The following is a 10,964-nucleotide window of genomic DNA, read 5'->3' as shown; positions in this document are numbered from 1 at the left end:
AGGGCTTCGCCGGGTGGGCGGCCCGGGCCGCGGCGCCTCCTCCAGGGGGGCGGGCTGCGGTGCCGGGGGTGTGTGGTGCTCGACCGGGGCGGGCTCCGGAACCGGCCGGCCCTGGGGGTGGTCGTCGCACTCCTCCTCCGCCGGCTTGCCGTGGCGGCCCTCCGGGTGGCCGTCGTGGCGGGGCTCCTCGTGGCGCGGGGCCGCGTGGCGTGGGGCCTCGTGGCGCGGGGCCGCGTGGCGCGGCGCTGAGGGGCGGGACTCCTCCGCGCGGGGGCCGCCGTGCCCGGCCTCCTCGCCGCGCGGCCCCGGAAGGGCGTGCCGTCCCCCGCGCTGCTGGAGGTAGCGCTCGAAGGCCTCGGCGTGTTCGGGGCTCAGGTGGCGGGCGTGGACGTGTCCGCCGCGGTCTGCGTGGTGGTGCGCGTCCGAACCGGTCGTGGTGGCGCAGGTGTTGCCGAACGAGGGGTTGAGCGCCGCGCCGCCGCCCACACTGTTGCCGCACACGTTCGGCGAGAGGGTGATCGGGACCGAGATGCTGTTGCCGGACAGCACGCCCGGCGAGTGCGAGGCCTCGGCCACCGCCCCGGGGTGCGCGACGGCCGCGCCGGTGGCGATCGACAGCAGGCTCGAGGCGGCCGCGGCCGTGAGTACCCCCTTGCTCAGTACCTGTCGGCTCAGTACCTGTCGCATGGGTCCTTCCCTGTCTACCGGCGCGGGGGCCGGTGCTGAATCAAGGTGACCTCGGAGTGCACCGCCGTGCACTCCGAGGTCACCCCGAGGAGGTTCGCCCCTGCGGGCGGAGATGCTTCGTCAGGCGTTGACGCAGGTGTTGCCGAACGAGGGGCTCAGCAGGCCGCCGGCGTTGAAGGTGTTGCCGCAGACGTTGATCGGGATGTGGACCGGAACCTGGAACAGGTTGCCGGAGGCGACGCCGGGGGAACCCACGGCCGCGGCCTCGGCCGTGGAGTCGGCCATGGCGGGGGAGGCGGCACCGGCGGCCATCAGAACGCCGGCGGCCAGCACCACTGCCTTCTTGTACATCATGAGATTTCGATCCTTTCCCGCAGCGGCTTGTCCACTGCAGAAACAACAACGAGTGGGTGTGGGAAAGGAAACCCCCGGTTTTCCGGGCGTCTCCGAATTTTCCCCGGACGTCGGGGCGGGTGGAAATGTGGCGCGGATTTCCGCGGCTGTTTCCGAACGGGGAGGGCGGGGCGGCTCCGTACGCGGCGAGGCCGCCGCGACCCGGGGGTGCGACGGCCTCGGTGGCGCGGGCGAGGGGTCAGCTGCCGGTGGAGGCGTTGCCGGAGAGGATCGGGATGTTGTCCAGGATGTGCGAGAGCGCCTCGTCACCCTTGGCCTGGGTGGAGTTCTCGGTGCACTGCTGGTTCATCGGGTTGGACAGGATCGGGACGTCCTGGATGCCGAGGCCCCCGGCGAGGAGCGACTGGGTGTTGAGCTTCGCGGGCAGGGCGATGCAGGGCTTGTTGAAGGAGCCCTGGATCAGCGCCATCTGCGGGCTCATGTTCCCGTAGGTGGCCTGGTTGCCGTAGATCTGCGACGCGCCGTTGCCGTTGACGGTGTTGATGCCGTTGTCGTTCCCGATGGCCATCGCCTGCGGCGCCATCGCGGCACCCATGCCCACGACCGAGGCCGCAACCGCCGCCGTGGCCATCATCTTCTTGATCATTGTGGTCCCTTTTTTGCAGGATTGCCCGGTGCTTGAGCACCCGGGTCAACGCCGCGCCGTCGGCTCGGGTTGCGTGGCTTCACCCGGATGTCGCCGTTTCGCGCGGCGCGGTTGACGGTCGCGCGTGCGGTCGGGGCCGGGTGCCGGTGGCGCAGGCGTATCCGCATAACGACTCGCCCCCTGTAAGGGTGCGTGTTATCGCCCAAAAGGCCGTACGCGCGAGTCCGGCGTGATTCCGGGTCGGGTTTCTGACAAAGTTCACTCCTGTTTTGTCCCCCTTGATCGAAAATGGAGACAGGGTCATGGGTTCCTCCCGCAGAATCCTCGGCACGCTGGGCCTCCTGTCCTGCCTCGCACTTTCGGCCGCCGTTCCCGCCGCGGGCGCCGAGGCCCCGCCGGGCCCGAAAGAGACACCCCAGGTTCCGTTCACGCAGCGTTACCAGGCGGTGCTGCACGGCGGGCTGGTGCGGGCCTCCAACTCCTCGATCGGCTGCCGTAGGGAGGCGGCCCCCGACGCCGAGCCGTGCGCCGAGGTCAAGAAGGGCGCGGTCGGGGTCAACAGCGACTTCGAGATGTTCTACAGCGAGGTCGACAAGGACCCGGACACCTACAACTCCACCCGCGCCGAGCTCAAGGTCCCGCCGGGCGCGCAGGTCTCGTACGCCCGCCTGTACTGGGGCGGGAACCTGCGCGTCGGCGAGCAGAAGCCGCCGGAGGACAACGGGCGGGTGCTCGTCGCCGAGCCGGGCGGCGCGTACAAGGAGGTGCTCGCCGACACCGTGATCGGGCACCGCACGGACGAGGGCAGCGATGCGTACCAGGCCTCGGCCGACGTGACCCCGATGGTCCGCAAGGGCGGCGCCGGGATGTGGACGGTCGCCCAGCTCAACATCGCCATGGGCCGGTCCGAGGTGGGGGCGTGGGGCGGCTGGACGCTGGTCGTCGCCTACGAGCACCCGCAGGAGCCGCTGCGCCGGATCTCGCTGTGGGACGGCTTCAAGGCCCTCAGTGCGGGGGCCGGGGAGCCGGCGGGCGAGGCGATCGTGATCGCGGGCCTGGGTGCGCCGGCCGGGGCCTCGGGCAAGGCCGGGGTGGTGGCGTACGACGGTGACCGGGGCACCCTCGGAGACTCACTCACCGTGACCGCCGATTCGGGGCGCCGGACCGACGTCAGCGACGAAGAAAACCCTTTCAACGATGTCATGAATTCCACGATCACGGAATTCGGGCAACCCTCGTCCGTGCGACAGCCCGAACACATGAACACTCTCGGATATGACGCGGACGTGTTCGACCTGAGTCCCACCCTCTCCGGTGGCGCCCGCAGCCTGAACTTCAGGTTCACGGGCGAAAGCCAGGGCCATTTCCTCGGCGTGCTCTTCGTTCAGACAGACGCGCGCCGCTGAACGTAGGAGACCGCTCCGCGTGCCGACACAGCCTGCCCCTGCCCAGCCCTGCCCCGCGCAGCCCCCGCCCGCACCCGAACTGACCGTCCTGCACCTCGTCCAGCCCGTCGACGGCGGGGTCGCCCGCGTCGTCGTCGACCTCGTGCGCGCCCAGACCGCCGCCGGCCTGCGCGCCGTCGTCGGCTGCCCGCGCGGCGGCCGGCTCGCCGAGGAGGCCCGCGCCGCCGGCGCCGAGGTGCTCGCCTGGCGGGCCGGCCGCGCTCCCGGACCCGACCTGGCCGCCGAGGTCATGGGTGCCCGCCGGGTGATCCGCCGGGCCCGCCCCGACGTCCTGCACGCCCACAGCGCCAAGGCCGGGCTGGCCGGCCGGCTCGCCGCCCGCGGCCGGGTCGCCACCGTCTTCCAGCCGCACGCCTGGTCGTTCGAGGCGGTCGGCGGGACCACCGGCGCCCTCGCCCGGCGCTGGGAGCGCTTCGGGGTCCGTTGGGCCGACCGGGTGCTCTGCGTCAGCGAGGCCGAACGGCGGGTCGGCGAGGCCGAGGGGATCGCCGCCCACTGGTCGGTGATCCGCAACGGGGTGGACCTGGACCACTACCGCCCCGGCGGCCCGGACCGGGCAGAGGACCGCACCGCCGCCCGCGCCGGACTCCCGCTGCCCGCCGCCTTCCTGGGCGACGGGCCGCTCGCCGTCTGCGTGGGCAGGCTCTGTCGGCAGAAGGGGCAGGACCTGCTGCTGCGCGCCTGGCGGGAGGTGCTCGGCAACCTCCCCGAGGCCCGCCTCGCCCTCGTCGGGGACGGTCCCGACACCGAGAAACTGCGCCGCTGCGCCCCACCCGGAGTCCTTTTCGCGGGTGGGGCCGACGACATCCGACCGTGGCTTCGGGCGGCCGATCTCGTTGTACTGCCGTCGCGGTGGGAAGGCATGGCGCTCGCCCCGCTGGAAGCCATGGCCAGCGGCCGACCGGTCCTGGTCTCCGACGTCAGCGGTGCCCGGGAAAGCCTGCCGCCCGGCCAGGGACGGCTCTGCCTGGTGCCGCCGGAGGACCCGACGGCCCTGGCCAAGGCCCTGGGACGGTTGCTCGCCGAGCCGCGGCTGCTCGCCGAACTCGGCGAGCAGGCCCAGCAGCACGCCCGGACCGAATTCGACGTGCGGCGGACCGCAGACGCGGTCACCGGGCTGTACCACGAACTGCTGGGCAGGCCCCGGCCCTCGAACCAGGAGCGCATCAGCCGATGACGATGGACAGCGCACCCCCCCGGCACAGCGGACAGGGCGGCACGGGGCACGCGGCCGGCGGCGCCGGCACGGCCGCCGTCCGACGGACCGTCACCGCCATCCACCCACCGCGGGGGCCGAGGGCCGATCAGGCCAGGCCGCTGGTGCGGCAGCGGCGGGACCGATACCGCCACGGGGCGCTCCCGCTGCTGGCCGCCGACGCGCTGGCCGCCGTTCTGACCACGCTCGCCGTGCCCGGGCCGGCGCTCCCCCGCGAGGCGGCCGCACCGCTCGCCGTCCTGCTCGCCCTGCTGCACGCGCAGGCCGGGCTGTACCGGCCGCGGCTGGCCCCGTCCGCCCTGCTCGAACTGCCCGCGCTGGCCGCGCGGTCCGCCGCCCTGTGGTGCGGGGCCGCCGCCGTCGTCGCCGCCGCCGGCGAACCCCGCCAGGTCCTCGGCTGGTGGGCGCTGTTGGCAGCCGTCTGCCTGCAGACGGCCCTGGCGTGCGCGGGCCGCGGGTTCGTCAACCAGCTGCGGCGCCGCTCCGCCCGCCGCCGGCCCGCCTCGGCCCTCGTCGTCGGACCCGGCGCGGGGGCCGCCGCGGTCGCCGCCGCCCTGCACGGGCACCCCGAGTACGGGCTGCGGCCCGTCGGGCTCGCCGACACCACGGCCGGCCCCGTCGGCGACGGCGCTATGCCCGTCCTCGCCACCCGCGAGGACATCCGGCGCGCGGTCATCCAGAACTCCGTCCGGGCCGCCGTCTTCACCCGGCCGCCGGAGGCGGACGAGCACACCGCCTCCCTCGTCCGCCTCTTCCACGACCACGGCTGCCGGCTCTGGCTCGCCGACCCCGCCGGAACCGCCAAGGTCACCGGCATGCGGGTCGCCCAGCCCGCCGACCAGCTGTGGGGGTACGCCGTCCAGCCGCTGCTGCCGCGCCCGGCCCGGCAGCTGGAGCGCTGGGTGAAGCGGGGCCTCGACGGCGGCCTCGCCCTGTGCGCGCTGCTCGCCGCCGCACCGCTGATGGGGCTGTGCGCGCTGGCCGTGCGGGTCTCCGACGGGCCCGGGGTGATCTTCCGTCAGGAGCGGGTCGGCCTGTACGGGCGCCCCTTCACCCTGCTGAAGTTCCGCACCCTGCGCGCCGACGAGCACGAGTCCGCCACCCGGTGGACCGTCGCCGGCGACCACCGGATGAGCCCCGTCGGCTCCTTCCTGCGCAAGTCCTCCCTGGACGAGCTGCCGCAGCTGTGGAACGTGGTGCGCGGCGACATGAGCCTGGTCGGCCCGCGGCCCGAGCGGCCCTTCTTCGTCGCGAAGTTCAGCAGTGTGCACCCCGGCTACGAGGCCCGGCACCGGATGCCCGTCGGGATCACCGGGCTGGCCCAGATCAACGGGCTGCGCGGGGACACCTCCATCGAGGACCGGGCCCGCTTCGACAACCACTACATCGACACCTGGTCGTTGTGGCAGGACCTGTGGATCCTCGCCCGCACCGCGGCCTCCTTCTTCCGCTTCCGGCTGGGGGGCAGCTGACCATGAGCCTCGCCGTGACGACGGCCGTCGGCGCCGGGGCCCGGCCGGACGTGCCCCACCTGCTGCGGCGGCACTGGCCGCTGCTGCCGCTCGCCGCGACTGTCCTGACGCTGCTGGTCCCGGTGCCCGCCGGTGACGCGAGCGCCTCCGGCAAGGTCGGCCCGGCCGACGCGGCCTCGCTGGTGCTGGTGCTGGTGTGCGCGGTGCAGGCGCTGCGCGGCCGGGTGCGGGCGCTGAGCCCGCTCGCGGTGCTGGTGCTCGGGGCGCCCGCCGTGGGGCTGGCCGTGGCGACGGCGACCGCCGGGGATCCGCAGGCGGCCCTGCCGGGGTTCGTCCGCTATCTGCAGGTGTTCGTGCTGGTCCCGGTGGCGGTGGTGCTGCTGGTGCGCGACGCCGGGCAGTTCCGGTTCGCCGCCGGGTGCTTCACGGTGCTGGCCCTGGTGCAGGGCGCGGTCGGGGTCGTGCAGTACGTGACCCACACCGGCGCCTCCTACCAGGGCGAGGACGTCCGGGCCGTCGGCACCTTCGGCCCCGGCGACGTGATGGGCATGGCCACCGTCGTGGCGTACGGGCTGGTCGTGGCCACGGCCGCGGCGCTGGCCCCGGGCCTGCCGCGGCCGGTGCGCCGGGTGGCGGGCGGCACGGCGCTGCTGCTGGTGGTGCCGCTGGTGCTGTCGTTCAGCCGGGGCGCGTGGATCGCCACGGCCGGCACGGCGGTGCTGGTGATGCTGCTGGCCGGGATCCGGCGGGCGGTGCGGGTGCTGGTGGCGCTCACCGCGCTCGGGGTCGTTCTGGTCGGCGGGCTCGGGGTCGGGTCCGCGATGGTGGCCGAGCGGCTGACCTCGATCACGCAGGTCTCCAGCGCCCCCGACCAGTCGGTCACCGACCGGTACACGATGTGGGCCGCCGCCGAATCGATGTGGCGGGAGCGGCCCGCGGTGGGCGTGGGGCTCAAGGGGTTCCCGGCCCACCGGGACGGGCACGCCTCCCTGGGGCTGTCCTCCGGCAGTGACACCGCCGGCGCCGGACAGGGGTACGTCCGCCAGCCGCTGCTCTCCCCGCACAACATGTACCTGCTGGTCCTCGGCGAGCAGGGGCTGATCGGGCTGGTCGCGCTCGCGGGCGGCTGGGCGGCGCTGCTGGTGGCCGGGATCCGCCGGTACGCCGCGGGGCGCGCGCAGGACCCGTACGGCATCGCCGGCGCGGGCGGAGCGGACCACGCGGTCCGCGACTGCGGGCTGATCGCGATCGGGCTGCTGGTGTGGCAGCTCACCGACTTCCTGTACGCGGACATCGGCGGGCCGTCCACGGTCCTCACCGGAGTGATCATCGGACTGGCGGCCTGGTGGGCCCTGCCGTCCCCGGCCGGCCCGCGCGCCGCTTCCGGTGCGGCCGGCCGGTGACCGATACGACGCCCTGGAGGCGGCCCGCGGCCGCGGCGACGGACGTTGCCGCGGCTGCGGGCCGTCCGCCCTACCCTCTGCGGACCCCGCACCCGCCGAAGCCCGGCGCGGCCCACGGCCAGGTCCCCGCCCCGGGCCCGCGGCCGCCCGCGCCCCCCGGGTCCGCCGGCCCCGGCCCGGGCTCCGGTCCCGACCGGGGCGCGCCCGCACCGCTCGGCCGGTTCCTGGCCAAGGCCGCTGCCGTCACCGCCGGACTCACCGCCGCGGGCTCGGTGCTCGGACTGGCCCGGGACCAGACCATCGCCCACCTCTTCGGCGCCGGGCATGCCAGCGACGCCTTCCTCATCTCCTGGACCGTCCCGGAGATGGCCTCGACCCTGCTGATCGAGGACGCCATGGCGCTGCTGATGGTGCCCGCGTTCAGCCACGCCCTCGCCCGGCGGGCGGCCACCCGGGCCGGGCTCAGCCGGATGGAGGCCCGGGCGCAGGACCCCGTACGGCTGCTGGTGCGGGCGACCCTGCCGCGGCTCGCGCTGTTCCTGGCCGCCGTCGCGTCCCTGCTGGTCGTCGCCGCGCCGCTCGTCGTCGCCGTCCTCGCGCCCGGGCTGCCCGACCCCGGCCTCGCCGTCGAGTGCACCCGGCTCACCGCGCTGACCGTGCTGTCCTTCGGGCTCGCCGGGTACTTCAGCGCCGCCCTGCGGGCCCACCGCTCCTTCGTGCCGCCGGCCGCGATCTACGTCTCGTACAACGTCGGGATCATCGGGACGATGATCGCCCTGCACACCGTGTGGGGCGTGCGGGCGGCGGCCGCCGGGGTCGCGGCCGGCGGGCTGCTGATGGTCCTCGTCCAACTGCCCGCGTTCGTCCGGAACGTGGGCTTCGGCCAGCCGCGCGCCAAGGGCGCGCCGCGCAGCCAGCGCGACCGGGACCGGCCCACCCTGATCGCCGTCGGCGTGATCGCCCCCGTCATCTGCTTCGCCGTCTTCCGGCAGTCGCAGGTGCTCGTCGAGCGGTTCCTCGCCGCGTCCCTGCCCTCCGGGGCCATCTCGCACCTGAACTACGCGCAGAAGGTCGCGCAGATGCCGATGGTGCTGTCCCTGATGATCTGCACCGTCACCTTCCCGGTCGTCGCCCAGGCCATGGCCGGCGGCGAACGCGAGAAGGCCCGCCGACGCGTCGAACAGGACCTGGCGCTGGCCTGCCTCGCCGTCCTCATCGGCACCGCCCTCGTCATCGGCTACGCCCCGCAGATCATCGAAGTCCTCTTCGAGCGCGGCGCCTTCACCCCCGAGGACACCCGGGCCACCGCCGCCGTCATGCGCGTCTACGGCCTCGGACTCCTCGGCCACTGCCTCGTCGGCGCCCTCAGCCGGCCCTTCTTCGCAACCACCCGGCCCACCTGGTTCCCGGCGCTCGCGATGGGCGCCGGACTCCTCGTCAACATCGCGGGCGGAGCCACCGCCGTCCGCTGGTGGGGCGTGTACGGCCTGGCCGCCGCCAACGCGGCCGGCATCTCCACCACCGCCGTGCTGCTGCTCCTCGGCATCGGCCGGCGGATCATCGCGATCCAGGCCCGCAGGGTCGCCCTCAGCATCTGCCGGCTCGCCGTCGCCTCGTTCGCGGCCTGCGGCACCGGCTGGATCGCAGGGCCGATGATCCCCGACCCGCTGCTCAGCGCCGCACTCGGCTGCCTGTTGGTCCCGACCATGTTCGCGGCCGCCAGCATGGCCATACGGGCCCTCGAAATCACCACGCTGTCCGCCCAGATCGCCCACTCGACCCAGAGGTTCCGCAATGTCCGCTGACACCGACACGGCCCCGGCCGCCGCGAAGGCTCCCGCACGCCGGACCGCCGCCTCGCCGTGGGTCCTGATGTACCACTCGGTCACCGAGTTCACCGATCCCGCCGAGGACCCGTACGGCATCACCGTCACCCCCCGCGCCCTGGAGGCCCAGCTGCAGTGGCTGCGCTCGCGCGGCCTGCGCGGGGTCTCCGTCGGTGAGCTGCTGCGGGCCCGCGCCGCCGGGCGCGGCTCCGGACTGGTCGGGCTGACCTTCGACGACGGCTACACCGACTACCTGACCGGGGCGCTGCCGGTGCTGCGCCGCTTCGACTGCACCTCCACCCTGTTCGTGCTGCCCGGGCGGCTCGGCGTGGACAACGTGTGGGATCCGCTGGGGCCGCGCAAACCGCTGCTCAGCGCCGAGGGCATCCGCGAGGTCGCCGCCGCAGGGCAGGAGATCGGCTCGCACGGGCTGCTCCACCAGGACCTCACCGCCGTTCCCGACGACGTGCTCCAGCAGGAGCTGCGGGTCAGCCGGGAGCTGCTGCGCGAGCTGACCGGGACCCTGCCCGAGGGGTTCTGCTACCCGTACGGCTACCTCGACGCGCGGGTCGTCGCCGCGACGCGGGCCGCCGGGTACGGGTACGCGTGCGCCATCGACCCCGGGCGGCTGGCCGGCCCGCACGCCCTGCCGCGCACGCACGTCAGCCAGGGCGACGGCAGCGGGCGGCTGCGGATCAAGCAGCTGCGGCACCGGGTGCGGCAGCTGGGCCGGGCGGTGCACCGGTGAAGCCGCTGCCGCCGCTGGAGGACCTGCGGGTGCTGCACGTCATCACCGGGCTCGGCGTCGGCGGCGCCGAGCAGCAGCTGCGGCTGCTGCTGCGGCACCTGCCGATGCGCTGCGACGTGCTGACCCTGACCAACCCGGGCCCGGTCGCCGAGGGGTTGCGCTCCGACGGGGTTCGGGTGGTGCACCTGGGCATGCGCGGCAACCGGGACCTGGGGGCGCTGCCCCGGCTGGCGCGGTTCGTCCGGCGAGGCCGGTACGACCTCGTCCACACGCACCTGTACCGGGCCTGCGTGTACGGGAGGCTCGCGGCCCGGCTCGCGGGGGCCGGGGCGGTCGTGGCCACCGAGCACTCCCTCGGCGACGCCGAGATCGAGGGCCGGCCGCTCACGGGCGGGGTCCGGGCCCTGTACCTGGCGAGCGAGCGGCTGGGCGCGGCGACGGTGGCCGTCTCCGACACGGTCGCGGACCGGCTGACCGGGTGGGGCGTGCCCGCGGCCCGGGTACACGTCGTGCCGAACGGTATCGAGGCCGCCCGGTTCCGCTTCGACGGCGGGGTGCGCCGGGCCGCGCGGGCCCGGACCGGGCTGCCCGAGCGGGCGTTCGTCGTCGGCGGGATCGGCCGGCTGGTGCCGGGCAAGCGGTTCGACGCACTGGTCCGGGCGGTGGCGGCGCTGCCGGGCGCCCACCTGCTGCTGGCCGGGGAGGGGCCGGAGCGGGCCGCGCTGCGCCGGCTGGCAGCCGAGCTGGGCGCGCAGAACCGGATCCACCTGCTGGGCGAGCGGGACCCGCTGGGCGACGGCCCGGACGGGCGCACGCCGGGGATCCCGGCGCTGCTGTCCGCGATGGACGTGTTCGTGTCCCCGTCGCGGGAGGAGGCGTTCGGGCTCGCGGTGGTGGAGGCGCTGGCGGCCGGGCTGCCGGTGCTGCACGTCACCTGCCCGGCGATCGACGACCTGCCGGCCGCGCAGGCGCCGGGCGCGCGGCGGATCGGCACCGGCCCGGAGGAACTGGTCGCCGCCCTTCGCGGGCACATGGAGGCGGGCGCCACCCGGCTGCCGCCGCCGCCCGTGGTCCGGCGCTACGACATCGCGCGCAGCGCGGAGCAACTGCTGGACGTGTACCGCCTGGCCCTCGCGCCCCGCACCC

The 10,964-nt window shown here is 75.0% G+C and carries 10 protein-coding genes; 7 read left to right on the top strand and 3 right to left on the bottom strand.

Annotated features, from left to right (window positions below):
• The 3 genes from HYE82_RS39080 to HYE82_RS27960 all read right to left on the bottom strand — a co-directional run.
• The coding region (locus HYE82_RS39080; RefSeq protein ID WP_179176946.1) for a chaplin family protein at nucleotides 1–687 on the bottom strand (687 nt) is incomplete at its 3' end.
• Nucleotides 688–807: 120 nt separating this feature from the next.
• Nucleotides 808–1,038: a chaplin gene (locus HYE82_RS27965; RefSeq protein ID WP_256987813.1), complete on the bottom strand. Its 231-nt coding sequence runs from the start codon at nucleotides 1,036–1,038 to the stop codon at nucleotides 808–810.
• Nucleotides 1,039–1,279: 241 nt separating this feature from the next.
• Nucleotides 1,280–1,687: a rodlin gene (locus HYE82_RS27960; protein ID WP_179176944.1), complete on the bottom strand. Its 408-nt coding sequence runs from the start codon at nucleotides 1,685–1,687 to the stop codon at nucleotides 1,280–1,282.
• A gap of 302 nt (nucleotides 1,688–1,989) precedes the next feature.
• Here HYE82_RS27960 and HYE82_RS27955 point away from each other — a divergent pair, with 302 nt between their 5' ends.
• The 7 genes from HYE82_RS27955 to HYE82_RS27925 all read left to right on the top strand — a co-directional run.
• Complete coding sequence (locus HYE82_RS27955) at nucleotides 1,990–3,093, top strand: DUF3344 domain-containing protein (protein ID WP_306439642.1); 1,104 nt, start codon at nucleotides 1,990–1,992, stop codon at nucleotides 3,091–3,093.
• Between the two features lie 79 nt (nucleotides 3,094–3,172).
• Nucleotides 3,173–4,330, top strand: coding sequence for a glycosyltransferase (locus tag HYE82_RS27950; RefSeq protein ID WP_218783150.1), 1,158 nt, complete (start codon nucleotides 3,173–3,175; stop codon nucleotides 4,328–4,330).
• A 2-nt stretch (nucleotides 4,331–4,332) separates the two neighbouring features.
• A complete protein-coding gene (locus tag HYE82_RS27945) occupies nucleotides 4,333–5,841 on the top strand; it encodes an exopolysaccharide biosynthesis polyprenyl glycosylphosphotransferase (protein WP_256987811.1) in 1,509 nt (502 codons plus the stop codon).
• 2 nt (nucleotides 5,842–5,843) lie between these two features.
• Nucleotides 5,844–7,244: an O-antigen ligase gene (locus tag HYE82_RS27940; RefSeq protein ID WP_179176942.1), complete on the top strand. Its 1,401-nt coding sequence runs from the start codon at nucleotides 5,844–5,846 to the stop codon at nucleotides 7,242–7,244.
• A complete protein-coding gene (gene murJ / locus HYE82_RS27935; RefSeq protein WP_309144471.1) occupies nucleotides 7,241–9,049 on the top strand; it encodes a lipid II flippase MurJ in 1,809 nt (602 codons plus the stop codon). Before HYE82_RS27940 ends, murJ begins: the two co-directional genes overlap by 4 nt.
• Nucleotides 9,039–9,818 (top strand): polysaccharide deacetylase family protein, encoded by a 780-nt coding sequence (locus HYE82_RS27930; protein WP_179176941.1) that lies wholly within the window; start codon nucleotides 9,039–9,041, stop codon nucleotides 9,816–9,818. Before murJ ends, HYE82_RS27930 begins: the two co-directional genes overlap by 11 nt.
• 23 nt (nucleotides 9,819–9,841) lie before the next feature.
• Nucleotides 9,842–10,964: glycosyltransferase (locus HYE82_RS27925; RefSeq protein WP_179176947.1), on the top strand; the 1,123-nt coding region annotated here is incomplete at its 3' end.

Source organism: Streptomyces sp. BR123 (assembly GCF_013401435.1).
In the GTDB taxonomy this organism is placed as follows: domain Bacteria; phylum Actinomycetota; class Actinomycetes; order Streptomycetales; family Streptomycetaceae; genus Streptomyces.
The sequence above is the reverse complement of the archived record's forward strand: the minus strand, read 5'-3'. Positions and strand labels throughout refer to the sequence as shown.